Genomic DNA, 26,946 nt, shown 5'->3' with positions numbered 1-26,946 from the left:
TAAAAAAGAAGCGGGTCAGTTTTGACCAGCTCCTTTTTTAGTCTTTGGATTTTTCTTCTTCATCTTTATTATTATCTTTTATTGCCTGTTTTCTTGATAATTTAATTCTTCCTTGTTTATCAATATCAATGACCTTAACTAAGACTTCATCGCCAATCTTCACGACATCTTCGACTTTGTTAACACGTTTTTCATCGAGTTCGGAAATATGAACGAGACCGTCTTTTTGTCCAAACAGGCCGACGAAGGCACCAAATTTTTCAATCCGTTTCACTTTTCCTAAATAAATATCGCCAACTTTGACTTCACGAACAATATCTTCAATAATGTGTTTTGCTTTTTCATTCATAACCGGGTCGGTTGAAGCGATAAAGATTGTACCGTCTTGTTCAATATCAATTTTGACATTTGTTTCTTCAATAATTTTGTTAATGACCTTTCCGCTTGGTCCTATAACATCCCTAATTTTATCCGGATCAATCGCCATTGTTAAGATTTTCGGAGCGAATGGTGACAGTTCTTTCCTTGGTTCATCGATGGTTGAAAGCATATGTTTAAGGATAGTCATACGTCCCTCACGTGCTTGATGGAGCGCAGTTTCGAGAATTTCCCGATTTATTCCGGAAATCTTAATATCCATTTGCAAGGCTGTCACGCCGTGCTCTGTCCCGGCCACTTTAAAGTCCATATCGCCAAGGGCATCTTCCATTCCTTGAATATCAGTTAAAACAACGACATCATTTTCATGCTTAACAAGTCCCATAGCAATACCAGCGACTGGAGATTTAATTGGTACTCCTGCATCCATCATAGCCAATGTGCTTCCGCAGATACTCGCTTGCGACGTCGAACCGTTAGATTCCAAAACCTCTGAGACCAAACGGATAGTGTATGGGAAGTCTTTTTCCGATGGTATAACAGGTTCCAGGGCACGCTCACCTAATGCTCCGTGGCCAATTTCACGGCGTCCCGGCCCTCTCATTGGACGCGCTTCCCCAACACTGAATGGCGGGAAATTATAATGATGCATAAACCGTTTTGATTCTTCGACATCTAACCCGTCAAGAATCTGAACGTCACCAAGCGCACCTAGTGTACAAATACTGAAGGCTTGGGTTTGTCCACGCGTAAAAAGTCCTGAGCCGTGTGTTCTCGGCAGCAAGCCGACACTGGAAGACAGCGGTCTGATTTCGTTAATTTTTCTTCCGTCTGGACGAATTTGGTCGACAACGATCATTCGTCTGACTTCTTCTTTAACGATTTTATGTAAAACCTCTTGAACGAGCGGGATTTTATCCGCTTCCTCTTCGTTCGCTTCAAAGACCTCAATAACAGATTGTTTTACAGCTTCAATCGCTTCTTCACGCTCTTGCTTGTCTTTGGTAAAAATGGCTTCCTTCATTTTTGAGCCAACCATATCACGAATACGCGCTTCAAATTCTTCTTCAGGTTTAAACAAGACAACTTCCATTTTTTCTTTGCCGATTTCAGCAGCAATTTTCTCTTGAAAAGCCACGAGTTTTTTGATTTCTTCATGCCCGAATAAAATGGCATCAAGCATCACTTCTTCCGGAACTTCGTCCGCACCGGCTTCGACCATATTAATAGCATCTTTTGTACCTGCAACAGTTAAATGAATATCACTTTTTTCAGCTTGTTCAACCGTTGGGTTAATGACAAATTCTCCGTCAACACGGCCGACAATAACCCCGGCAATTGGACCTTCGAACGGTACATCTGAAACGCAAAGGGCCAGAGATGAACCAAACATAGCTGCCATTTCCGAAGAACAGTCCTGATCAACACTCATCACCATGCTGACGATTTGTACTTCATTTCTAAAACCATCTTCAAATAACGGACGAATCGGGCGATCAATTAAACGGCTGGCAAGGATAGCTTTCTCACTTGGACGTCCTTCCCTCTTAATAAAGCCGCCGGGAATTTTCCCTACAGCATAAAGCCTTTCTTCGTAATTAACTGTTAATGGGAAGAATGGCAGGTCTTTTGCTTCTTTTGATGCGGTCACAGTTGATAGAACAACCGTTTCACCATAACGGACCAGCACCGCGCCGTTAGCTTGTTTAGCCAGCTGGCCAATTTCAAGGGTTAACGGCCGCCCAGCCCAATCCATGGTGAACACTTGCTTTGTTTGTTCCATGATTATAGGTACCCCTCTCATTAAATACTTCTTAAAGGATGTTCAAAAAGTCCGGGAAACATGTGCTCCTGCGCCGCAGCATACTCAGGGAAGTGTCTCCAACTTCTCGTCGCAAGGCTCAGGATGATGTTCAGGCAGTTGCCTGGCTGTCCTCCTTTTTGAACTCTCGTTATTGGACCAAATCATGATCTATAAAATTTTCTGATCATTTATGGCTAACAAAAAAGCGGGTGTTTTTCCCCGCTTTTTGTTCATATTATCGACGTAAACCAAGCTTATTAATAAGCTCGCGGTAACGCGTAACATCTTTATTACGTAAGTAAGTAAGAAGATTTCTACGCTTACCAACCATCTTAAGAAGACCACGGCGTGAATGGTGATCTTTTTTATGTGTACGTAAGTGGTCGTTTAACGTGTTGATTTGTTCTGTCAGGATAGCAACTTGCACTTCAGGAGAACCAGTGTCACCTTCGTGAGTTTTGAATTCGCTGATAAGTTCATTCTTACGTTCTTTTGTTAAAGCCATCCTTTTCACCTCCCTGTATAAATCCCCGCCAGCCCAGCAGCCGCCGGTGAATCTCGTGCTGCCATGCTGCGGTTTTACGTACAAGAATTAGCATACATGTTTTCAAAGTAAAATTCAAGTCGTTTTATGAGTTAACGGCGGAAAAATATTCAATTGTTTGCTGCTTATCTTTTTCAATTTGCGAGACCAGCTGATCGATACCGTCGAATTTCTTTTCATCACGAAGCTTTTTATACCAGAAAACCTTAATGTTTTCATCATAAATATCACCGTCAAAATCAAGTAAAAAGACCTCGATAGTGATCGGCTGCTCACGATCATAGAATGTTGGACGCTGGCCAACGTTACAAACGCCATTATACCAACCGTTTTTTGTTTGACATTTTACGGCATAAACGCCTTTTGCGGGGTAGACGTAAGGTTCATCGCATTTGACATTGGCTGTCGGAAATCCAATCGTACGTCCTCTTTTATCACCATGTACAACCGTACCTGACACTTGGTAATGCCGTCCTAAACAATGGACAACTTCATCCACTTTCCCTTCGGATATCAGTGATCTGATTTTTGTGGTACTGACTTTTTCATCTTGGTATTCTACTTTTGGCACAACAGTATAATTGAACATTTTCCTTGAGTATTCATCAATATTTCCCATTGTACCTTTAGCCATCCGTCCATAGGTAAAATCAAATCCTGCCACAATGTGTTTAGCATGAAGTTTAATAATATATTCATCAATGAAGCTTTGCGGAGACAACTGGCTGAATGCTTCATCGAATTTAACGAAATATAAGAGATCGGCACCAAGTTCCTGAATAAGTTCGGCTTTAGCCTCCGGCGGTGTCAAATAGTTTTCCCTTTTATTTAATTGTTTCAGGACAACAGACGGATGCGGGTGGAAAGTCATAACAGCTGCTTCAAGCCCTTTTTCCCTTGCATACTCAATAGCTGTTTTAATGACTTTTTGATGGCCTATATGTACGCCGTCAAAGTAGCCTAAAGCTATGACTTTTTCTTTGGCATCCTTATTTCCAATCTCAGGTGGATGCGTTAAAAATATCTTTTCCATAGATGCCACCTTCTATAAATTATTATCTCAAAAAATTATATAAGATCGTGTTCAATTTTGAGCTTCCTATATAAGGACTTTTACCGGTTTGATATATCCGGATTTTTTAGGATGCTGCTTATAAATAGCTAAGCAGTCGCCAATTCTATTATATACGGTAAAGATATCATTTTGAATATCTTTAGGTTTAGGCAATACAGCACCGTTTGAAACAAGATTCGCGGTATGATCATCAACAATCCAAGACGCCATAAATTTTAAACCGAAGCCAATGCTGGAAAGTATATTTGCAACGTTATTTTCTTCTACAGCTCTTTCTACCCTATCAAAAGTATAACATTCTTTCAGATAAAAAGGACCTGAGCGTGTTCTGGTTAACCGGGCAAGGTGCGCCGGATAACCGAGTTGCCTGCCAATATCAACTGCTAATGTTCTGACATAAGTGCCCTTACTGCAGTCAACAGAAAAAGGTATCTCCTTTTCAAAATAAGCCTCGCTGTCTGTCAAATGCAATTGGTAAATCGTAACGTTTCTTACTGGCCGCTCAACTTCAATGCCTTCTCTCGCATATTCATAAAGTTTTTTCCCTTTAACTTTAACAGCAGAATACATTGGCGGCTGCTGTTCAATTTCACCTGTAAATTTGCGGAAAACAGACTCAATTTCTTCACGGAAAACCGGCTGGGTGACATCCTTTTGTTCAATGATTTCGCCTGTTTGATCCTCGGTCGCAGTTGCTGTTCCAAGACTAATGACACCATCGTAGCTTTTAGGATAAGCTGTTAAATATTCACTTATTTTGGTTGCTCTGCCAATACACATTGGCAATACACCATCAACCTCTGGATCCAACGTACCGGTATGGCCAATTTTCTTCATATTTAACAATTTACGTAACTTATACACGCAATCGTGGGAAGTCATCCCTCTTGGTTTATAAAGCGGGAGAATACCATGGTAATCTGTCAAAAGACGTGCTCCTTTCACTCTGGATGTATTGTTAACGTTAAAACGGAGGGAAGTCTTGCTGTGATTTTCCTTTTAAAATTAACGTTAAGTCCCATTCAAGAAGATTAATAGATATGATTTATTACGAAAACTAAAAGGATAGACAAATATATGCCTATCCTATCTTTACATTGTTAATCTTCATCATCATTTAAGTCATGCAATAGGCGGTTGATACGATTACCATATTCAATCGACTGATCAAACTTAAAGTTAATATCAGGCGTTTTTCTTAAACGAATCCTTTTACCAATTTCAGAGCGGATAAAACCCTTTGCCTTTGAAAGACCGTTCAGTGTTTCATCTTTTTTCTCATCGTCACCTAAAACAGTAATATATACTGTAGCTTGTTGCAGATCGCCTGTCACATCAACGCCTGTTATGGTCACAAAACCAATACGCGGGTCTTTTAAGTGATTATTAATAATATCGCTTAATTCCTTTTTTATTTGTTCTGCAACCCGATATGCACGTACATTAGCCATGTTGCCACCTCACTTTTTACAACCACTCAAAAACTGTATCTGTTCTTTCTATTTCACCATGCTGATCAATTAGCGACAGTGAGCGCTGAAGCTCACGTTCGACAAACACTTTAGAGTTTGAGACTGCTGCAAATGCAAGCTCCGTCCGTTGCCAAATATCCTGATAGTTAATCTCGCTGGCAGAAACATTAAAACGTTGTTTTGCTTTAGTTAAAATGCTCTTTATAACGGCGCGTTTATCTTTAAGAGAATGAGCATTATATATAAAGCATTCACATCTTACGACACCGATAATCACCGTTTAACTTCTTCCATGATGAAAGCTTCCATTTCATCGCCTTCTTTAATATCATTAAAGTTTTCTAAGGTTACCCCGCATTCATAGCCGGCGGATACTTCTTTGGCATCATCTTTAAAACGTTTAAGTGTATCAACATGTCCTTCATAAATGACAATGCCGTCTCTGATTAAACGGATGCCTGCATCGCGGGAAATTTTGCCGTCAGTAACATAACAGCCGGCAATGGTTCCTACCTTTGATACTTTAAAAGTGGTACGGACTTCGACTTGGCCAATAACCGCTTCCTTGAATTCAGGATCAAGCATGCCTTTCATAGCTGCTTCCATTTCATCAATAGCATCATAGATAACCCGGTAAAGACGAATATCGACTTTTTCAGCGTCAGCGGTTTTCTTAGCATGGTTATCAGGACGAACATTAAAGCCGATAATAATAGCATTAGATGCTGAAGCAAGAATAATATCCGATTCAGCAATGGCGCCGACACCGGTATGAATAATGTTAATTTTGACACCTTCAACATCAATCTTACGCAGTGAACCTGCGACGGCTTCAACGGATCCTTGTACATCCGCTTTAATGATGACATTAATTTCTTTCATATCGCCTTGTTGAATTTTTTGGAATAAATCATCCAAACTGACTTTCGATGTTTCATTTCGGTCAGCGGCAAGCTGTCTTTCTGCCCTTGCTTCCCCGACTTGACGGGCTTTCTTCTCATCTTCAAACACTTTAAATTGATCTCCGGCATTTGGTACATCGTTTAAACCGGTAATCTCAACAGGTGTCGAAGGTGCTGCTGATTTAACACGCCGTCCCAAATCGTTGACCATTGCCCTGACACGTCCGAAAGTATTGCCTACGACAATCGGATCGCCGACATGCAGCGTGCCGTTTTGAACAAGCAATGTTGCAACAGAACCGCGTCCTTTATCAAGCTCTGCTTCAATGACGGTTCCTCTTGCCAATTGATCGGGATTTGCTTTATATTCGCCCATCTCTGCAACAAGAAGAATCATTTCAAGAAGTTCATCGATACCTTCGCCTTTAACAGCTGAAAGCTTGACGAAAATCGTATCTCCGCCCCAATCTTCCGGAACAAGCTCGTGTTCTGTCAATTCTTGCATAACACGATCCGGGTTGGCACCTTCTTTGTCCATTTTATTAACGGCTACGATAATCGGCACATTGGCTGCTTTAGCGTGATTAATTGCCTCTACCGTTTGCGGCATAACCCCGTCATCTGCGGCAACAACTAAAATTGTAATGTCAGTAATTTGCGCACCGCGCGCTCTCATTGTTGTAAATGCAGCGTGCCCGGGTGTATCTAGGAAAGTAATCAGCTTATCATTATGATTAATTTGGTAAGCACCGATATGCTGAGTAATTCCTCCTGCCTCGCCTGCTGTCACTTTTGTATGACGAATAGAATCTAACAAAGTTGTTTTTCCATGGTCAACATGACCCATAATCGTAACAACCGGCGGTCTTGTAACAGCTGTTTCTTCGTTAATTTCAATTTCTTGATCTTCAAACGCCGTTTCATCAAAAATAACTTCTTCTTCAGCAGAAATACCATAATCTTCTGCGATAAGCTCGATAGTATCCTTATCTAAATCCTGATTTTTAGTGGCCATTACACCTAAAGCCATGAGTTTTTTTATAATTTCTGTTGATTCCCGGCCAAGTTTTGCAGCAAGTTCACTGACGGTTAAAGAACCGGTAAAAGTAATTTTGTCAGGTAATTTCTTTTCCCTGTGCTGTTGCGGCTGATTTCTATGACTATGGTTTTTATTGCCGGAATGATGGTTTTTATTCCCAGGCCTTTTCTTGGACTTAAAATTTGAATTTTTCTTTTGGTCGTTCCGCGGCTGTCTGTCGTCTTTATTAAAGTTTTTGTGATTTTTTCTAGTATCTTCTTTCACGTGTACCCCTTCATCTACTTCCTTTGATTTAATGTTTTTTGATTTAATGTCTTTAGTTTTTTGTGTATTATTATGTTGCCCGGATTGGCTTCCTTTATCTTGCTTATGCGGTGTTTTGGATTGATTATCTTTTTTGCCATTGTAACTGTGATTTAATTTATTTACTTGATCATTATCAATAACCGCCATATGACTTGAAACCGTGTATCCTAAATCTTTCAATTTTGAAATGACTTCTTTACTTGTCAATTTATTTTGTTTCGCGAATTCATAGACACGCATTTTACTCAATACGTTCACCCCCGTAGTGATTGATCTAACAAAGCGACCAATTTTTCACCAAAGCCTTTATCCGTTACCGCAACGATGACACGAGCTGGCCTGCCTATCGCTTGACCAAGCCGTTCCCGATCGCAAACGGTACGAAGCGGGACATTATAAAAACGGCATTTATTGGTGATAGTCTTTTTTTTACGTTCCGAAGCATCAGAGGATAAGATCACAACTGCTGCTTTATTTTGGCGTACAACTCGTAAAACAGTCTCTTCTCCCGAAACGACTTTTCTTGCCCGGTTTGCTAAACCCAGAAATGTTTCCCATTTTTGATTAGACATTCTCTGACGGATGCTCCTCTAAATAAGCGAGCATGTCATCAAAAACTTGATCACTAACGTCAGCTTGCAGATGACGGGATAACAGATTTTTGTCACGGGCTTTTTCTATACATGCTTTGTTTTTTGATAAATAAGCGCCTCTGCCGTTCTTTTTACCGGTAAGATCTAATGAAACCTCTCCTTCCGGGGAACGAACAATACGGAAAAGAGCCTTTTTTTCTTGTGAATTTTGACAAGCGATACACTTACGCATTGGAATTTTACGTTTTCTCACGTGCATGCACCTACCTATTCATTTTTTTCATCAAGCTCTTCTAATTCAAATGATCTACTTTCTGATTCGGATTCGTGCTCATTATTAACAATATCATCACGAACGTCCGTCATTGACTCATCATGTTTTTCTTCAACATTTTCATCAATGTTTTCTTCAATTTCTTCTTGGTCCAAAAGAATATCTCCCGCTTCTGATTCGCTTTTGATATCTATTTTCCAACCTGTTAATTTGGCTGCCAGCCTTGCATTTTGACCCTTCTTACCGATTGCAAGGGATAACTGATAATCAGGAACAACAACCGTTGTTGCCTTTTCTTCTTCATTGACAAGAACTTTAACGACCTTGGACGGGCTTAAGGAATTGGCCACATACTCAACAGGGTCTTCTGACCATCGGACAATATCAATTTTTTCACCTTTTAACTCAGTGACTATTGCCTGAACCCGTGATCCTTTTTGGCCGACACATGAACCCACAGGATCAACCTCAGGATCTTCCGCATAAACGGCGATTTTCGAACGATCTCCGGCTTCCCGGGCTATTGACTTAATTTCTACAGTGCCATCATAGATCTCTGGAACCTCGAGTTCAAAAAGTCTTTTAAGAAGGCCCGGATGTGTCCGCGACACCATAACTGACGGTCCCTTGGTCGTATTCTCAACTTTTGTAATATACACTTTAATGCGGTCATGCGGGTGATATTGCTCGTTTGGCATTTGTTCCGATGCCGGAAGCAAAGCCTCTACACGGCCTAAATCTACATAAATAAAACGATGGTCAATTCTTTGTACAATTCCCGTCATAATATCATCTTCGCGATCAATGAACTCAGAATATATCACACCGCGTTCAGCTTCACGCACACGTTGGGTGACAACTTGCTTGGCCGTTTGAGCTGCGATGCGCCCAAAGTTCTTTGGCGTTACCTCTATTTCAACAACATCGTCTAAATCATATTGCGAATTAATCTCCTTTGCTTGCTCTAAGGAGATTTGCAGGCGGGGATCAACAACCTCATCGACAACATCTTTGCGGGCAAAGACTTTAATGCTTCCTGATGCTTCATTAATGTCGACACGCACATTTTGTGCCTGATTAAAATTTCTTTTATACGCTGATATCAGTGCAGCTTCTAAAGCGTCTATTAAGACCTCTTTACTAATTCCTTTATCTTTCTCCAGTGCCGAAATAGCATCTAAAAGGTCACTAGCCATTTTATTTAATCTCCCCTTCTTGTAATAAAAAACTTGACATAAAGTACTTGCTCATATAGGATAGCCCCGCGTTTTCTAACACCTTAAAAAATGATTGCAAGACGTGCACTTGCAATCTTCTCAAATGGTATAACAACTGTGTCAACTTTGTTTTTCTTCTTGATCGCAAGTTTCATATGATTGTCGCCCACTTCAGTAAGCTCACCTTCAAAAGCCTTCTCGCCATCAATGGGCTCATAAGTTGTAATACGGACATTTTTGTTAATAGCTTGCTTATAGTCCTTTAAATCTTTCAAAGGTCTTTCAGCCCCGGGAGACGATACCTCAAGATAGTAAGGATCCTTTATTGGGTCTTTTTCATCTAAGGTTTCACTCAGCCTTTCACTTACAGCTGTACATATGTCTAAATCCACGCCCTTGGGTGAATCAATAAACACGCGAAGAAACCAGCTCTTTCCTTCTTTGACATACTCAACATCAACCAGTTCTAGATCAAGGTCGTTGAGTATCGGTTTAACAAGCTCTTTGGTTAATTCTGCAACTTTACTGGCCATAAAAAGCCTCCTTTCACGAAAAACGAAAGAGTGGGAAAATCCCACTCTTTGGTAACGACCTATTCACTAGTATCTCCAAAATTAATATATCATACCCTTTTGTGGAAGGCAACAATTTAGAAATCCTAGGGGTTAAAGGAGAATTTTCATGTTCCCCGGCTTCCGGCTTGAATCTTTAGATTAGAAAAGAGATAACTGATTAGCCTCAGGCATACCTTCAAGACAGCCATGCTGATCAAGGTATTCTACAACTGTTTTCGAAAGCTTTGCACGCTTTTGCAAATCTTCCTTAGACAGGAATTCTCCTTCTTCCCTTGCATTAACAATATTAATAGCAGCATTGGTTCCCACACCCTGCAGGGCATTAAATGGCGGAATCAGGCTGTCTCCGTCCACTACAAATTCTGTCGCCTTTGAGCGGTAGAGATCTACAGATTGAAAACTGAACCCGCGTTCGCACATTTCCAAGGCCATTTCTAATACAACTAACAAGTTTTTTTCTTTCGGCGAAGCATCTAAGCCTTTGCCTTCAATTTCGTCTATTTTTGCTCTTATAGAATTAGAGCCGCGTCTCATGACATCAATATCAAAGTCATCTGCTCTTACTGTAAAGTAGGTCGCATAAAATAATATTGGATTATGAACCTTGAAGTGAGCAATTCTAACTGCCATTAATACGTAAGCTGTAGCATGGGCTTTAGGGAACATATACTTTATTTTTAAGCAGGAATCGATGTACCAATCCGGAACATCATGCTTTTTCATTTCCGCTATCCACTCGTCGGTAAGCCCTTTGCCTTTCCTTACAAACTCCATAATTTTAAATGCGAGGGAAGGTTCTAACCCTTTGTGCAATAAATAAACCATGATATCGTCACGGCAGCCGATAACATCTTTTAACACACATGTCCCGTTATTAATAAGTTCTTGTGCATTCCCTAACCAAACATCCGTTCCATGTGAAAGACCGGAAATTTGCACGAGTTCAGCGAATGTCGTAGGTTTCGTATCTTCAAGCATTTGACGAACAAATCGTGTACCAAACTCCGGGATCCCAAGTGTTCCTGTTTTACAGCGAATTTGTTCTTCGGTTACACCTAATGATTCAGGGGAACTAAAGATTTTCATGACTTCCGGATCATCTGTAGGAATGGTTTTTGGATCAATCCCGCTCAAATCTTGAAGCATCCGTATAACCGTCGGATCATCGTGCCCCAGAATATCTAATTTCAATACGTTATCATGGATAGAGTGGAAATCAAAATGGGTTGTTCGCCATTCAGAATTTTTATCATCCGCCGGGTACTGAATCGGTGTAAAATCATGAACATCCATATAATCAGGAATAACGATAATGCCACCCGGGTGTTGTCCTGTTGTTCTTTTAACGCCTGTACATCCTGATGCCAAGCGATCTATTTCAGCACCGCGGAAATGCAGATTGTGGTCGCCTTCATACCCCTTTACAAAACCAAAAGCTGTTTTATCAGCAACGGTACCGATCGTTCCTGCACGATAAACATAATCTTCACCAAACAATTCTTTTGTATAAGCATGGGCGGTAGGCTGATATTCCCCGGAAAAGTTCAGATCAATATCCGGTACTTTATCACCTTTAAAACCAAGGAATGTTTCAAAAGGAATATCATGACCGTCTTTCTTATATTCCGTCCCGCATTCCGGGCAGGCTTTGTCAGGCAAATCAAAACCGCAGGCCACTGATCCGTCTGTAAAAAACTCAACATGATGACATTTTGGACAAACATAATGAGGCGGCAGCGGATTAACCTCCGTGATATCCATCATTGTTGCAACAAATGAAGAGCCTACTGACCCCCTGGATCCGACAAGATAACCATCTATCAGGGACTTTTTAACAAGTTTATGAGAAATAAGGTATATGACAGCAAAACCATGGCCGATAATGCTGTTCAATTCTTTTTCCAACCGTTTTTCAACAATATCGGGCAGCTCATCACCGTAGATGGAACGGGCCTTCTGATAACTCATTTCTCTAACTTCATCATCTGCCCCTTCAATTTTCGGCGTATATAATTGATCAGGTACTGGAGCTATATCGTCAATAAGATCGGCAAGTTGATTAGGATTTGTAACAACGACTTCTTTCGCTTTCTCCTCACCCAAAAAACTTAGACAATCTTGCATTTCATCAGTCGTTCTAAAATGGACTTGCGGCTGTGTTTGCCTGTTTAAAGGGTTGCCGGCTTGTGACGCAATTAATATTTTACGGTACAGGTGATCATGCGGATCAATGTAATGAACATTTCCTGTTGCTATCACCGGTTTGTTCAGTTTTTCGCCCAGTTTAACTAAATTGCCTATTATTTGCTTTAAAGCGAGTTCATCATTAACCAATTCTTTTTCAATAAGATGCGCATAATTTGCCGGCGGTTGAATTTCAATATAATCATAAAATTTGGCAACAGTTTCCGCTTCATCAGCGGATTTTTGCATCATCGCTTCGAAAACTTCACCTTTATCACAGCCTGAGCCGATCAATAATCCTTCACGGTGCTTTTCAAGCTGGGATCTCGGTATTCTTGGCATGCGGTAAAAATATTGTACATGTGAAAGTGAAACAAGCTTATAAAGGTTTTTTAAACCCGTTTGATTTTTGGCAAGTATTATCGCATGACTTGGTCTTACCCTCTCAAAGTTTCCTTTTCCCATATTATCATTGAGCTGGTCATGATAAGTAATGCCTTTCTCTTCGGCATCAGTGAGCATTTTCCATAGTAAGTAACCCGTTGCCTCAGCATCATAAATAGCTCGGTGATGCTGTGTCAAATCAATATTAAATGCCTTACATAAAGTATTTAGCCGGTGGTTTTTCATATCAGGGTATAAAAACCGCCCCAGTTCAAGCGTATCGATAACAGGATTAGTTAATTTCTCGTAACCGATACGTTCATAGCTCGCATTCATAAATCCCATGTCAAAGCTCGCATTATGAGCGACAAGAATCGAATCGCCGATGAAATCATAGAAATCCTTCAGCACCACATCAATTTCAGGTGCGTCCCTAAGCATATCATCCGTAATACTTGTCAGTTCAATAATCGTTTGCGAAAGAGACTCATGAGGGTTGGCGAATCTTTCAAACCGGTCAATAATTTCGCCTCTTCTTACTTTTACCGCTGCCAGCTCAATAATTTTATGGTAAACCGCCGAAAGTCCTGTTGTCTCAACATCAAATACGACATAAGTATCATCGTTTAAAAGACGATGGCTTTCATTATAGGCAATCGGCACACCGTCATCAACCAGATTTGCTTCCAAACCATAAAGGACTTTAACGCCATGCTTTTTCCCGGCGGCATATGCTTCAGGAAATGATTGTACAACACCATGGTCGGTTATGGCGATTGCCTTGTGTCCCCACTCACCGGCTCTTGCAACAAGTGATTCTGCGGAAGCAACAGCGTCCATCTGGCTCATAACGGTATGGGCATGACATTCCACCCGCTTTTGTCCATCCGGGGCATTGTCTTTCCTTTTCTTTGGCTGGATTTCTTCAATATCGTTAGCAATCATGACTAAATCCCTGACAAACGTATCGTTTTGAACACCGCCGCGAACTTTTACCCATATGCCTTTTTTAAGGGCAGTGATTTTTTGTGCATCTTCTTTATCCCTTGAAAAATATTTAATTAAAATGGAGCTTGTATAATCAGTAATTTTAAACAAAAGCAATGTCCGGCCGCTTCTTAGTTCTCTTGTTTCAACGTCAAAAACATAACCTTGAACTGTAATACGGCGTTCTTCATCTTCAATTTCTCTTAAAGTAACCGGATCATCCTGGATTTGATAACCGATTAATATCGGCCCCTCATGCTGTGGTTGATCAGCTGACTTATCTTGTTTTTGCTTTCTCAGCTTTTCTTGTTCTTCCATGGCCTTAATGACTTTAAGTTTATCTTCTTCCTCACGTTGCTTTTTAAATTGCTCATAAGCTTGTTCCGGCGCTTCAACACGAACATCCAAATCTATGCTTGGCAAGCCGTAAGCTGATAGATTTTCTTGAATGCCTGACGTTAGTTTTCTTTTGACAATCATAGCTTCTGCATTATTTTGCACTGACATGATTAATGTTCGGTTTTCAATAACTGGTTTATGGTTTTTCAAAAAACTTCTAAAGGTATCAGACAACCCTGAGATCTTACCAATAAGTTCATCCCAGTATTCAATAATAAAATGGCTGTCTTCATCAGCATGCCGGCTTTTAATTGAAAAAGATACTTGCGCAATATGCTGAAAATGATGTGTCATTTGTTTTTGCAGCCATTGATAAACATGTAAAGGCAGACAGTGATCAAGCAAAAAAGTGAAATGCCAACGCCGCTCCTGCTGATGTACGGTTAACCTTTCAATCGTTCCATTGCTCATATATTTCTCGAGCAACTCAGCCGGCGTCTCTATTTGTTTGAGAAGAAGCATGAACCGTTCATGTCTTGTTTTTCCTTCAACCACGGGTTTTTCTCCTCTCATACCTATCTTTCTTAGAAAAACTCGGCATGTCGCGAATCTTAATAGCGAAAGCCTTAGTTTTTTCTTTTACTTTAACCCTTTTGAAGAAGTTAAGCTTTCTTAAAGTGTAAAATAATACGAGTCTTTTATGCAACGATCCAAAGAAAATGGCACTCCATCAAAGGAGCACCATATTTCTTTTTAATCTTTTAAATGAGCATCTATTAATTGATCTAATTCATTGACTTGGCATTCAATCACTTCACCGTTTCTTCTGACTTTCAGTTCAACGATTCCATCTTCCGCCTTTTTACCAACCGTAATTCGGATAGGACAGCCGATAAGATCTGATTCAGCAAATTTAACTCCAGCTCTTTCTTTCCGGTCATCAAGCAATACTTCATAGCGGGTTCCGAATTGTTCATATAAACGATTTGCAAGTGCCATTTGCTCTTCATTTTTTGAATTGACAGCAATAATATGCAGTTGGAACGGTGCAACCGAAACCGGCCAAATCAAACCTTTTTCATCATGGCATTGTTCAGCAATGGCTGATAAGGTTCTGGAAACACCAATCCCGTAACAGCCCATGATTAATGGTTTAGTCCTTCCGTTTTCATCTAAGAAAACAGCATTCATAGCTTCGCTGTATTTAGTTCCAAGCTTGAAGACTTGTCCAACTTCAATACCGCGGGCAAATTTAATACGCCCTTTTCCATCAGGGGATGGGTCGCCTTCTTTAATAAACCTTAAATCATAGAAAGACTTAATGCTAAGATCGCGTTCAGGATTAACATTGATGTAATCCTTATTTGTCTCTTCAACATGCAGCGTGCCATTGACGATGTTTTTAACCCCATTATCAGCCAGTACAATAACCTCAGAATCTAAATGAAATGGATCCAGCCCGGCTGCCTGTTTTTCTTGGTCACTTAAAAGCTCAATCATATCAACTTCTAAAACGTTTTTTACTTTAACGTCATTAATTTCATCGTCTCTGCGGACATAGACGACGACTAGCTTTTCATTTGCCTTAAAGCAGACATAATTTAAACTGCGATTTTGTTGTTCATTATTTTCGCCTTCAGTTAATGGCAGCAGGTCTTCGTTTGGACGCTCATCAGCTGTTAACACCTCAGCCATCTCGATGTTTGCCGCATAATCGGACGAGTCAGAGTAAGCAATCATATCTTCGCCAACAGATGCTAACGCCTGGAATTCATGGGTATCTTTGCCGCCCATAGCCCCGGAATCAGCAATTACTGCACGGAAATCAAGGCCGCACCTTTCAAAAACCTTTGTATAGGCATCGTACATGATTTGATATTGCTTGTCCAAATCCTCTTGGTCAGCATGAAATGAATAGGCATCTTTCATGATGAATTCCCGGCCTCTTAACAGCCCGAATCTTGGACGTTTCTCATCCCTGTATTTGGTTTGAATTTGATACAAGGTCATTGGTAATTTTTTGTAAGTGCTTAATTCATCTCGCACATTGCTGGTAATCAATTCTTCATGTGTTGCACCGAGCGCGAAATCACGGTTATGTCTGTCTTTTAACCGCATCAGTTCAGGTCCATAAACATCCCAGCGCCCAGTCTCATGCCAAAGTTCAGCTGGCTGAATCGCCGGCATAAGCAGTTCCTGGGCTCCTGTACGATTCATTTCTTCTCTGACAATTGTTTCGATCTTTTGCAGCACTCTAAAGCCTAATGGCAGATACGAGTAAATGCCTGAAGCGTTTTGCCGCATAAACCCTGCGCGGAGCAGCAATTGATGACTGGCAATTTCAGCATCCGCAGGCGTTTCTTTTAATGTAGGAATCAGCATCTGACTTTGTTTCATCCGAAGAGGACACCCCCATCACTTTTTATAGAAAAATCTTTTGAATATCATTCCATGTAACAACAATCATTAACAACATTAGAAAAGCAAAACCAATAAAATGAACCAATGATTCTCGTTTTGGGTCAACAGGCTTGCCTCTCAAGGCTTCAACAATGATAAACAGCAGCCGGCCGCCGTCAAGAGCAGGAAGAGGCAATAAGTTGACAATCCCCAAGTTAATGCTTAATAATGCTGCCCAGCTCAGTACCATTAAAAAGCCATGTTTGACAACTTGACCTGTCATATTATATATACCGACAGGACCTGATAGCTGATTAAGACCAATCGTGCCTGTGATAAGCATTTTAATAGCTAAAAGCTCTTGTTTAATAAAAAAGAATGTTTGTTTGAAACTGTAAGTAATTGTGTCTAAAAAGGATTTTTCAGTTGGCTGGTAAACACCTATATAGCCTTCTTTAGCGCCTTTATTACCCTTACGTTCTTTTGTGACAACATTCATTTGCTTTGTTTGATTGTCGCGTTTTATTGTAAAAATCAACGATTCTTTCGGGTGGTCACTTACGTAAGTCATAACATCTTTCCATGTGTCAATCGACTGGTCATTTATTTTTAAGACACGATCGCCTTGATGCAGACCGGCAGTGCTTGCAGGATCGCCTTGCACCAATTTTCCAAGTACAGGCTTATCAGTTGGGATCCCTTGTATCGAATAAAGCACAATAAAAATAATAATCGCCAAAATAAAATTCATAAACGGCCCGGCAAAAATCGTTAAAAATCTATCTAATATAGATTTAGAACCAAATTGACGATCTATAGGAGCTATTTGATAGGCTTGTTCGTCAACAACATAGTCAGCTTTCCTATCTAAATAATAAGTAAACTTTTCTCCATCTTCCTGTTCATATCCTCTAATCACTAAATCTTTCTCGATATCTGCATCATCGACAGTGATCATTTTTGCCTCAGGATATTTCTCGGTATGATTAATAATAATTTTTGATACAAGATCATGGGAATTGAATATAAGCCCAACACGATGCCCCGGCTTAATTTCTATTAGTTCCGGATCCTCCCCGGCCATTCTAACGAAACCGCCGATTGGCAGCAACCGCAATGTATAGACGGTTTCTTTCTTTTTAATTGAAAATAATTTAGGTCCAAATCCAATCGCATATTCCCGGCATAATATACCCGCGCGTTTGGCTAATATTAAGTGTCCAAATTCATGAAAAGATATGAGCAGTCCAAACATAATCACGACTACAATAAATGTTTCCACTTTGTAACCACCTCTAGTGTTCATTCACTCATTCTTAAAGAGGATGTTCAAAAAGTCCGGGAAACATTGCCGTCGAATTTCTTCGTTGCGTCGCCGCTCCGGTTCTCACGTATCGGGCAATTCAAAGATGAACTATGCTCCTGCGCCGTTAAATACTCAGAGAAGTATAGCTACTTCTCGTCGCAACTCGCAGTAGTTCGCTCGTCGCTCCGATCCTCACGGCTTCCGCGCCTCGAACTTCTCGGCCCTGTTTGTCCTCCTTTTTGAACACAACTTAAGCGTTATGATTTAAGTACCCGATCATTAATAAAACGGCGAGTTTCACGATCTGCTTCCTCTATCGCCTCAAGGTCAGGATCTTTAATCACTTTATGACCTTCAAGCGCCGCTTCTACAAGTGATTCTATTTCAAGAAAGTCAATTCGCCCTTCCAAAAAATGACCGACAGCTGCTTCATTCGCAGCATTTAATACGGTAGGCAAGGAGCCGCCAATCTGCCCTGCATTGTAAGCTAAAGACAAACTTTTAAAACGGTTCATGTCCACCTTTTGAAAATGAAGCGTACCTGCTTCCCATAAGTTTAACCTTTTTACATCTTCAAGTTCAAGTCTTTCAGGATACGACAAGGCATATTGAATAGGCCCTTTCATATCAGGATTGCCGAGTTGGGCAATTACACTCTTATCATGATATTCAACAAGTGAATGAACAATGCTCTCTTTATGAATGACAACATCGATTTTTTCATAAGGCATATCAAACAACCAATGGGCTTCAATAACTTCCAAACCTTTATTCATTAAAGTAGCAGAATCAACGGTTATCTTCGCACCCATGGACCAATTTGGATGGTTTAAAGCTTCTTCAACGGTCACACCTGTCAGTTCTTCTCTGGAACGGTCACGGAAACTGCCGCCTGAGGCTGTTAAAATCAATCTCGAAACATCTTGTTTACGATGACCTTCAATGGATTGAAATATAGCTGAATGTTCGCTATCGACGGGAAGCAGCCGGACACCTTTTTCATTCACTTTGTTCATAACAATATGACCGGCGGTGACTAAAGTTTCTTTATTAGCAATTGCGATATCTTTCCCCGTGTTAATGGCAGCGAGCGTCGGCTTTAATCCAATGCTTCCCATAACTGCATTAACCAAAATATCAGATTCAGGATAAACCGCCGCCTCAATCAATCCTTCCAAACCCGAGACAACACGGGTATCTTCTAAAGTACATGCATGAAGAAGGTCATTTTTGACCTGATTATTTTTTACCGCTACCAGCTTCGGCCTAAATCGTTTGATAATTTCAATGCCTCGCCCGATATTTTGTCCAAAGGAAATAGCCGTTATATTAAAGCGGTCTGGATGCTGTTCTACGACCTCAAGAGTCTGAGTGCCAATGGAACCAGTTGCCCCAAGAAGAGTAATATTCTTCATTTTTAGTACACCTTTCATTAAACAATCACATTAAAAATAAATAAGACTGGCAGGATAAAAATCATACTGTCAAATCGATCCAGCAGTCCGCCGTGCCCTGGTAAAATATTTCCCGAATCTTTCACGCCGTAATATCTTTTTATCGCCGATTCTGCCAAGTCGCCAAGTTGTCCAAAAACCGAAATGATAACACTTACAAGCAGCAGAATTCCCCATGAAGGAAAGAGTTGGCCGGGAACGATCAATTCAAAAATAATCGCTGCGACAACTGCAACAATTACACCGCCTATTGCACCTTCAATTGATTTATTCGGACTGATATGCGGCGAAAGCTTTCTTTTACCTAGTTTTCTGCCGACAAAATAAGCACCGCTGTCAGTACACCACATCAAAATTTGCACAAAGAATACTTCAGCTAAACTGCTATAACGAAGATGAACTAAAAGGTAAAAGGAAAAGCCGATATAAAAGGCAGCCAAAAAAATGTGCGCTGCTTGATCAAAGCTGAATTGATTTTTGGAAAACACCATATAAATGAGCATGACGATTACAAAAATAGCTGACAGCTTAATCATAGGCACATAGATAGAAAATCCGGTATTAGTTGCCTGTATAACAAGCAATACGACAAATATAGCGCCAATGACAGCCGGGGGTGATCCCGCAGATATTTTTTTCATAGCTGCAAGTTCCATGAACGCTATTGCGGCAATCAATGCTGTAAATAAAGCAAAAGGGAAGTGGCCAATTAATATAAACACGATATATAAAACGCCGAATGCGACTGCCGTAATAATTCTCTGTTTCATTGAATCCTCCTAACCTCAAACCCCTCCGTAACGGCGTTTACGCCTGCTAAAATGAGCAATGGCTTCATGCAAATGCTCCTTATTGAAGTCAGGCCAATAAACGCTTGTAAACCATAATTCTGTATATGCCAATTGCCATAACATAAAATTACTTAAGCGAATTTCACCGCTTGTTCTGATTAACAAGTCCGGATCTGGCAAAGCTTTAGTAAATAAATAGTTCGAAATAACCTCTTCCGTTACATCCGCGGCATTTAAATTGCCTGTCTCAATGTCTTGAGCAATTTGTTTTACAGCTGCCGTCATTTCATATCGGCTGCCGTAATTCAAAGCAAAATTAAGAATCATGCCGTCATTGTCTTTCGTACGTTCTTTGGCAATATTAACGGCTCTTAATGTATGGGCCGGAAGCTGCTCAGTATCCCCAATAATGCGGACTTGAACATTGTTATCTATTAACTCCTTAAGATATGTTGTTAAAAATTGTTCCGGCAGCTTTAAAAGGAAATCAACTTCATCCTTAGGCCGCTTCCAGTTTTCTGTAGAAAATGCATACATTGTCAAGAACTCTACACCTAGGCTGTTAGCTTCGCTGACAATTTTTTTAACAACTTTCATACCCTCCCGGTGACCGGCAATTCTCGGCAATCCTCTTTCTTTTGCCCATCGTCCATTCCCGTCCATTATGATAGCAATATGTTTTGGAATGCGAGGCTCATCTGGAGTCATTCCTTTATTTAAAATGTCATCCCGCTTATTTTTTTGTTTAGCGCCTTTAAAGGAAAATTTCTCAAACATCGTGTTTCCTCCATTATTAGTGGTGTTCAAAAAGGAGGACAAAAAGAGCCGAGACCAGCTAAAAACGTCTATATGACAACGTCAGTACTAGCACGTCCTGTGCGTCGGAAGTTCTAAAGGCAGCTAAGCTACTACCTGAATCTACATCCATGCAGCTTTGCGACGAGAAGTAGTAATACTTCTGGGAATAAACGACGGCGCAGGAGCACTTTTTCCCGGACTTTTTGAACAACCCCTATTAGACTTAACAAAAAAACCCCCTAAATAAGAGGGTATCATCACTTATTTTACATTGAAATGCGCTAAACTTCCATGATTTCTTGTTCTTTATTTGCAACAATGCTGTCAATATTAGAAATATATTGATCCGTTAATTTTTGAACTTCATCTGTTGTGCGATGCAGTTCATCTTCTGTCATCTCGCCGTCTTTTTCAAGCTTTTTAAGTTGATCGTTAGCATCACGGCGAATATTTCTTACGGCAACCTTGCCTTCTTCTGAAACTTTTTTCACGACCTTAACAAGCTCTTGGCGGCGCTCTTCTGTCAAGGCTGGAATAGCAATGCGAATGACTTCGCCATCATTGGTTGGGGTAATCCCTAAATCAGATTTTAAAATCGCTCTTTCCATATCAGCAATAGCTGATTTATCATAAGGACTTACAACAAGAAGGCGCGCTTCAGGTGTTGTTACATTAGCCAACTGATTCAATGGTGTTGGGGCGCCGTAATAGTCAACAAGAACTTTATCCAAAAGTGAAGGATTAGCTCTTCCGGCACGAATTGTCGCAAGTTCTTTTTTTAGTGAATTGATAGCTTTGTCCATCCTGACTTTTGTATCATTAATAACTTCGGTTGTCATCCTTATTTCCCCCTTACAATCGTTCCAATTTGTTCACCAAGTACCACGCGTTTGATATTTCCCTTTTCTGTGAAAGAAAAAACAATGAGCGGAATGTTGTTATCCATACATAATGATGAAGCTGTTGAGTCCATCACAGCAAGCCCTTCATTTAAAACATCCAAATAAGAAATCTCTTGATATTTAGTCGCGTTTGCGTCAATCATAGGATCCGCGCTGTATACACCATCAACATTATTTTTCGCCATGAGAATAACATCTGCTTCAATTTCAGCTGCACGCAAAGCTGCGGTTGTATCCGTTGAAAAATAGGGATTTCCTGTACCTGCAGCAAAAATGACGACACGTTTTTTTTCAAGATGCCGAATTGCCCTTCTCCGGATATAAGGTTCAGCAACTTGACGCATTTCAATTGAAGTTTGAACGCGAGAATCTACGCCAATATTTTCTAAGCTGTCTTGGATGGCGAGTGCATTCATAACAGTAGCTAACATGCCCATATAATCGGCTGTGGCACGATCCATACCCATTTCGCTTCCTGTTTTACCTCTCCAAATGTTCCCTGCACCAACAACAACGGCTACTTCAACATTCAATTCGACTATTTCCTGGATTTGTTCCGAAATAGATTTAATAATTTCCGGATCAATGCCGAAGCCCGCCTTGCCTGCCAAAGCTTCACCGCTGAGCTTAAGAACCACTCGCTTGTACTTTGCTTCTTGTGACATGCTCTCACCTTCACTCTCTCATGTATATCTTAAAAGAGGGACACTTTTGGGTGTCCCTTTATTTGTACTATCGGAAAGTCTATCTTAGCAACTGTGATGAAGATTCGGCTCAGCTGCTAAGATCAGGTCGACAGTATAAGTGCAATTAGCCTAATCGCCGCCTTTTAAAGGCTCGCCGCGGCCGAGTTTTCTTTATTTTTTCATTTGTGCTTGAACTTCTTCAGCAAAGTTATCTTCGCGTTTTTCCAAGCCTTCCCCTACTTCAAAACGCACGAATTTTTTGATTGTTAAACCTTTATCAGATAGATATTTTTTGACTTTCATATCTGGATCTTTAACGAAAGGTTGTTCAACAAGACAAATTTCTTGGAAAAATTTATTCAAACGGCCAACTACCATTTTCTCAACAATATTTTCAGGCTTGCCTTCGTTTAATGCTTGTTGCTTAAGCACTTCTTTCTCATGCTCCACTTCAGCCTCTGGTACTTGATCTTGAGAAAGATATCTAGGATTTACCGCTGCCACATGCATAGCGACATCTTTCGCAACAGCCTCGTTGTCACCTTCAAGTTGCGTCAAAACACCGATGCGTCCGCCCATGTGAAGGTATGCACCAAAAGTTTCGTTGTCAGCCTTTTCAAGAATGGCAAAACGGCGCAAAGAAATTTTTTCACCAATTTTTGCGATGGCTTCATTAATATATTCGCCGACAGTTGAATCTGTACCATTTAATTTCTGATCGAGAGCTTCTTCGACAGTCGCCGGTGATGCAGCCAATAAATGTTTAGCAATATTGTCAATAAGGCTGGTAAATTGTTCGTTTTTTGCAACAAAGTCGGTTTCAGAGTTTACTTCAACAATAACAGCTTTGTTACCGTCAACCTTAATTTGTGTTAAACCTTCAGCAGCAACCCGATCGGCTTTTTTCGCTGCTTTAGCTATGCCTTTTTCTCTTAAAAGGTCAATTGCTTTTTCAATATCTCCATCAGTTTCAGTCAGTGCCTTTTTGCAGTCCATCATACCTGCACCTGTTTTTTCACGTAGCTCTTTAACAAGTTTTGCGCTAATAGCCAATCTTATTTCCTCCTTGAATTATGTAATATTCAATATTATTCGTAAAAAAGGTGATAAAGGGTTGATCACCCCTTATCACCCTATTTTCACCAAAATTATTCTGCTGCAGCTTCTTCTGCTACTTCAGCTTCTGCAGCTTTTTCCTCAACAACTGGTTCTGTTACTTCTTCACCTTGGTTTGCTTCAAGTGCAGCATCAGCCATTTTACCAGTAAGAAGTTTCACCGCGCGAATAGCATCGTCGTTACCAGGGATGACAACGTCAACTTCATCAGGATCACAATTTGTGTCAACGATAGCGATAATCGGAATATTTAATTTACGCGCTTCAGCAATTGCGATTCTTTCTTTGCGAGGGTCGATAACAAAAAGTGCATCTGGAAGGCTTTCCATATCTCTAATGCCGCCCAAGAACTTTTCAAGTTTTTCCAGCTCTTTATTAAGACCAACGACTTCTTTTTTCGGAAGAACATCAAAAGTGCCGTCTTCGCGCATTTTTTCGATTTCTTTTAATCGGTTTACACGTTTTCTGATTGTTTGGAAGTTAGTTAACGTACCGCCTAACCAGCGTTGGTTAACATAATACATACCAGAACGGATTGCTTCGCTTTTCACTGATTCTTGCGCTTGTTTTTTCGTACCGACAAACAAGATTTTCCCGCCGTCAGCCACGATATTTCTTACAAAGTTAAAAGCCTCGTCAACTTTCTTTACTGTTTTTTGAAGGTCGATAATATAAATACCGTTTCTTTCAGTAAAGATATAAGGCTTCATTTTTGGGTTCCAACGACGTGTTTGGTGGCCGAAGTGAACGCCAGATTCTAAAAGTTGTTTCATTGAAATAACTGCCATTTTTTCTTTCCTCCTAATTGGTTTGTTCCACCGCCCGTATCATTTTCAAGTACGACTACCCGCTTAGGACAGCACCAATACATGAATTAACGAACGTGAGTGATTGACACCATGGGTAAATATATCATAAAGCTTACACATTGACAAGATAATAATAGCACTTTATGAGTTTATTTTTATAGAAAACTTGCCGTTGGCGAAGACAGGGGCCTGGTTGACCTTATACTTTCATCCTTAATTAATTTTATCTTTTTGAAAGTAAAGTAAAAGTTCTATTTCTCCCTTTCCTTTATTCAATTCTTTCGCAATATCATTCACATTATACCCTTTTTTCATTAATTTAAGCGCCTTTGCGGCAACTGTCTCCTCATAATTATCTTTTATATTTTCAAGCTGCGGTAAATGATCCGGAAAAGTTTCTTCATCACTCCTTTTTGTAATCACCGGCTTTTGATATGTATCTTCCTTTAAAGATGGGGGCTCTCCTTTACCAGACGGATTAGATAAGGTGTAATTATTTTCCCGTTCTATCGGCTGATCATCTGCTCTTTTCTCCCGTAAAAACTGAAGCTCTTTTATCAGTCTATTATTTTCTTCTTCCATTTCAATGACATAAGCGGTTAATGTATCTTCAATATCCTTCTTTAGTGTTTCAGGATGATATTTTTGCATTTGTACGACCCTTTGCCACAAATGGATAATAATATAAAATGCTGTAAGGTGACATATAAAACTTATCACCAGCCATGCAGCTATCATATTAACCCCCCATTACAGCTGACCCATCAATGCTAATGGATTTACGAGTGATTTCCTTAATTTGAATAATGCTTTGGAATGGATTTGGGAAATTCTTGACGTTGACAGTCCAAGAACCTGTCCTATTTCAGTTAAAGTCATCTCTTCATAGTAAAATAGACTGATTACAAGCTGCTCTTTTTTATTAAGTTCAACGATTTTTTCCGCTAATTCAAACCTTGTTTCCGCTTTTATTAATTGATCATCTGGAAGAACCGTATTTTTATCTTCAACAGCATAAGAAGGGTGTTCATTTTGATCGTTCTGTACATCGTCATCAATAGAAAGCAAATTGGCGTATAAACTTTCGTAAACAATCGTCGAAGCCTCTTCAGTTGAAATATCCAGTTCCTCTGCTACTTCTTCTAAACTGACATGCCGCATATATTTTTGTTCAAGCATCTCGGTTACAGTGTCCATTTTCTTCGCTTTTTCCCTTAATGTTCTGGGCATCCAGTCCTCCTTACGCAGCCCGTCAATGATCGCTCCCCTAATTCTGAATGATGCATATGTATCAAATTTCAAGTCACGAGTAATATCAAACTTATATAAAGCATCATATAATCCCGACATACCATAACTCTTTAAATCATCTTTATTGATGTTTTTAGGTAATCCCGCGCCAATACGTTGAACATGATAATTAACAAGGGGCATGTACAAACGTATGAGGGCGTTTGCCGCCTCTAGATCTTTATGATTTATCCACTCTTCCCAATAACCTTTTTCATCCTCAAACGATGCCATTTTTGATCCCCCCTCATTTAAATCATGCTTTTCATTATGACTTTTTTAAAAGCCTAAATAAAAAAGGTCATTTTAAAAGAAGCCAAATGTTATATCATATCTAACTAAATCATTTTTTCGCCTCTATAAATTGTTTTGACATGAAGCATTAAGGTACGGGTGTAAAATTCAATAGTTCGCCCATAATGCCCTCCGGTATCTTCGGATACGACAGGTATAGAAAGCCTATATAATTCTTTTTTTACAGCTTCAACATTCCTTGGACCAACTTTCCCAATAGACACTTTTTCCGTATACCTGAACATTTCAGCACCGCCTGCCAGCTTAGCGTATAATCTATTTTCATTAACATCATAGGCTTTTAATTTTTTCAGCAAAGCTGCTAATGCTGTATCCGCATATTTTCCGGGAGGGAACGTTTTGTTTTTGGAAAGTGCTGAATCAGGAAGCATAATATGTGCCATACCAGCCGTCTTAGTTACCTGGTCATAAATAACAACCCCTACACAAGACCCTAATCCTGCTGCTCTTATGGAGACATTAGGCTCTGCTATTTTAATATCTGATAAACCTACATGAATACAATCTCTCATAGAAAACATCTAGGCCTCTATCGCTTTAATAGCTTCTATTTCTTCAAGACTCAATACCTTTGATAAATTTAATAAAATGAGCAAATCATTTTCACCGATTTTCGCAACGCTATGGATATAATCAACTTCCGGCCCTCCAACGATTTCCGGTGTGTCGATGATCATGTCCTGATCTATGCTAATGACCTCTTTTGCGGCGTCAACCAAAAGACCTGCTGTTATACTTTCTGCTTCAACAATAATAATCCGTGCATCCGATTCAGATAATACTTCACCTATGCTGAAGCGTTTCTGTAAATCAATTACAGGAACAATGATACCGCGTAAATTCATCACACCTTTAACAAAATCAAAAGTATGTGGGACACGGGTGAATTCTTGAAGTTTTTCAATAGACAGTACTTGATTGATTGGAACTCCATAATTTTCGTTTTTTAATTTAAAAGCAACTATTTTTAGTTCGTTTGAAATATACCCCTCTTTTTCCATTAAAT

25 protein-coding genes are annotated in these 26,946 nt (G+C 40.0%); all 25 read right to left on the bottom strand.

Going from position 1 to position 26,946, the window contains the following annotated elements:
- Positions 1-37: 37 nt before the first annotated feature.
- The 25 genes from pnp to ACFQRG_RS06190 all read right to left on the bottom strand — a co-directional run bounded on the left by pnp (position 38) and on the right by ACFQRG_RS06190 (position 26,941).
- Positions 38-2,161: a polyribonucleotide nucleotidyltransferase gene (gene pnp / locus ACFQRG_RS06310; protein WP_380964843.1), complete on the bottom strand. Its 2,124-nt coding sequence runs from the start codon at positions 2,159-2,161 to the stop codon at positions 38-40.
- Positions 2,162-2,417: 256 nt separating this feature from the next.
- On the bottom strand, positions 2,418-2,687 hold the full coding sequence (gene rpsO / locus ACFQRG_RS06305; protein ID WP_380964841.1) for a 30S ribosomal protein S15: 270 nt from the start codon (positions 2,685-2,687) through the stop codon (positions 2,418-2,420).
- A gap of 124 nt (positions 2,688-2,811) precedes the next feature.
- Entirely contained in the window at positions 2,812-3,759 is a 948-nt protein-coding gene (locus ACFQRG_RS06300) for a bifunctional riboflavin kinase/FAD synthetase (RefSeq protein ID WP_380964839.1), read from the bottom strand.
- 66 nt (positions 3,760-3,825) lie between these two features.
- Positions 3,826-4,728, bottom strand: a complete 903-nt coding sequence (truB, locus tag ACFQRG_RS06295; protein ID WP_380964837.1) for a tRNA pseudouridine(55) synthase TruB — start codon at positions 4,726-4,728, stop codon at positions 3,826-3,828.
- 173 nt (positions 4,729-4,901) lie between these two features.
- Positions 4,902-5,252 carry a 30S ribosome-binding factor RbfA gene (rbfA, locus tag ACFQRG_RS06290; protein WP_380964835.1) on the bottom strand — a complete coding sequence of 117 codons (351 nt, stop codon included), beginning with the start codon at positions 5,250-5,252 and terminating at the stop codon, positions 4,902-4,904.
- Between the two features lie 16 nt (positions 5,253-5,268).
- Positions 5,269-5,550, bottom strand: coding sequence for a DUF503 domain-containing protein (locus tag ACFQRG_RS06285; protein ID WP_380964833.1), 282 nt, complete (start codon positions 5,548-5,550; stop codon positions 5,269-5,271).
- Positions 5,547-7,769 (bottom strand): translation initiation factor IF-2, encoded by a 2,223-nt coding sequence (infB, locus tag ACFQRG_RS06280; protein ID WP_380964831.1) that lies wholly within the window; start codon positions 7,767-7,769, stop codon positions 5,547-5,549. Before infB ends, ACFQRG_RS06285 begins: the two co-directional genes overlap by 4 nt.
- Positions 7,770-7,774: 5 nt before the next feature.
- On the bottom strand, positions 7,775-8,092 hold the full coding sequence (locus ACFQRG_RS06275; RefSeq protein WP_380964829.1) for a YlxQ family RNA-binding protein: 318 nt from the start codon (positions 8,090-8,092) through the stop codon (positions 7,775-7,777).
- Entirely contained in the window at positions 8,085-8,372 is a 288-nt protein-coding gene (gene rnpM, locus ACFQRG_RS06270; RefSeq protein ID WP_380964827.1) for an RNase P modulator RnpM, read from the bottom strand. Before rnpM ends, ACFQRG_RS06275 begins: the two co-directional genes overlap by 8 nt.
- Positions 8,373-8,380: 8 nt before the next feature.
- Positions 8,381-9,583: a transcription termination factor NusA gene (gene nusA, locus ACFQRG_RS06265; RefSeq protein ID WP_380964825.1), complete on the bottom strand. Its 1,203-nt coding sequence runs from the start codon at positions 9,581-9,583 to the stop codon at positions 8,381-8,383.
- Positions 9,584-9,666: 83 nt separating this feature from the next.
- Positions 9,667-10,137, bottom strand: a complete 471-nt coding sequence (rimP, locus tag ACFQRG_RS06260; protein WP_380964823.1) for a ribosome maturation factor RimP — start codon at positions 10,135-10,137, stop codon at positions 9,667-9,669.
- Between the two features lie 180 nt (positions 10,138-10,317).
- The gene (locus ACFQRG_RS06255) at positions 10,318-14,628 is read right to left on the bottom strand and encodes a PolC-type DNA polymerase III (protein ID WP_380964821.1); all 4,311 of its coding nucleotides are present in this window, start codon (positions 14,626-14,628) and stop codon (positions 10,318-10,320) included.
- Positions 14,629-14,826: 198 nt separating this feature from the next.
- Entirely contained in the window at positions 14,827-16,470 is a 1,644-nt protein-coding gene (locus ACFQRG_RS06250; RefSeq protein WP_380964819.1) for a proline--tRNA ligase, read from the bottom strand.
- 25 nt (positions 16,471-16,495) lie between these two features.
- On the bottom strand, positions 16,496-17,755 hold the full coding sequence (gene rseP, locus ACFQRG_RS06245; RefSeq protein WP_380964817.1) for an RIP metalloprotease RseP: 1,260 nt from the start codon (positions 17,753-17,755) through the stop codon (positions 16,496-16,498).
- Positions 17,756-18,036: 281 nt separating this feature from the next.
- Entirely contained in the window at positions 18,037-19,194 is a 1,158-nt protein-coding gene (dxr, locus tag ACFQRG_RS06240; RefSeq protein ID WP_380964815.1) for a 1-deoxy-D-xylulose-5-phosphate reductoisomerase, read from the bottom strand.
- A gap of 17 nt (positions 19,195-19,211) precedes the next feature.
- Complete coding sequence (locus ACFQRG_RS06235) at positions 19,212-20,003, bottom strand: phosphatidate cytidylyltransferase (protein ID WP_380964813.1); 792 nt, start codon at positions 20,001-20,003, stop codon at positions 19,212-19,214.
- A gap of 15 nt (positions 20,004-20,018) precedes the next feature.
- Positions 20,019-20,801: an isoprenyl transferase gene (locus tag ACFQRG_RS06230; protein ID WP_380964811.1), complete on the bottom strand. Its 783-nt coding sequence runs from the start codon at positions 20,799-20,801 to the stop codon at positions 20,019-20,021.
- A gap of 302 nt (positions 20,802-21,103) precedes the next feature.
- Positions 21,104-21,661, bottom strand: coding sequence for a ribosome recycling factor (gene frr, locus ACFQRG_RS06225; RefSeq protein ID WP_380964809.1), 558 nt, complete (start codon positions 21,659-21,661; stop codon positions 21,104-21,106).
- A gap of 2 nt (positions 21,662-21,663) precedes the next feature.
- On the bottom strand, positions 21,664-22,389 hold the full coding sequence (pyrH, locus tag ACFQRG_RS06220; RefSeq protein WP_380964807.1) for a UMP kinase: 726 nt from the start codon (positions 22,387-22,389) through the stop codon (positions 21,664-21,666).
- Positions 22,390-22,581: 192 nt separating this feature from the next.
- Positions 22,582-23,463: a translation elongation factor Ts gene (gene tsf, locus ACFQRG_RS06215; RefSeq protein WP_380964805.1), complete on the bottom strand. Its 882-nt coding sequence runs from the start codon at positions 23,461-23,463 to the stop codon at positions 22,582-22,584.
- A gap of 95 nt (positions 23,464-23,558) precedes the next feature.
- Positions 23,559-24,314, bottom strand: coding sequence for a 30S ribosomal protein S2 (gene rpsB, locus ACFQRG_RS06210; protein WP_380964803.1), 756 nt, complete (start codon positions 24,312-24,314; stop codon positions 23,559-23,561).
- Positions 24,315-24,548: 234 nt separating this feature from the next.
- Complete coding sequence (locus ACFQRG_RS06205) at positions 24,549-25,073, bottom strand: DUF6115 domain-containing protein (RefSeq protein WP_380964801.1); 525 nt, start codon at positions 25,071-25,073, stop codon at positions 24,549-24,551.
- A gap of 12 nt (positions 25,074-25,085) precedes the next feature.
- On the bottom strand, positions 25,086-25,859 hold the full coding sequence (locus ACFQRG_RS06200; RefSeq protein ID WP_380964799.1) for a FliA/WhiG family RNA polymerase sigma factor: 774 nt from the start codon (positions 25,857-25,859) through the stop codon (positions 25,086-25,088).
- A 104-nt stretch (positions 25,860-25,963) separates the two neighbouring features.
- Positions 25,964-26,461: a chemotaxis protein CheD gene (locus ACFQRG_RS06195; protein WP_380964797.1), complete on the bottom strand. Its 498-nt coding sequence runs from the start codon at positions 26,459-26,461 to the stop codon at positions 25,964-25,966.
- A complete protein-coding gene (locus tag ACFQRG_RS06190; RefSeq protein ID WP_380964795.1) occupies positions 26,462-26,941 on the bottom strand; it encodes a chemotaxis protein CheW in 480 nt (159 codons plus the stop codon).
- Between the last annotated feature and the right edge of the window lie 5 nt (positions 26,942-26,946).

It is taken from the genome of Scopulibacillus cellulosilyticus (assembly GCF_042665295.1).
GTDB lineage: Bacteria > Bacillota > Bacilli > Bacillales > Sporolactobacillaceae > Scopulibacillus_A > Scopulibacillus_A cellulosilyticus.
The sequence above is the reverse complement of the archived record's forward strand: the minus strand, read 5'-3'. Positions and strand labels throughout refer to the sequence as shown.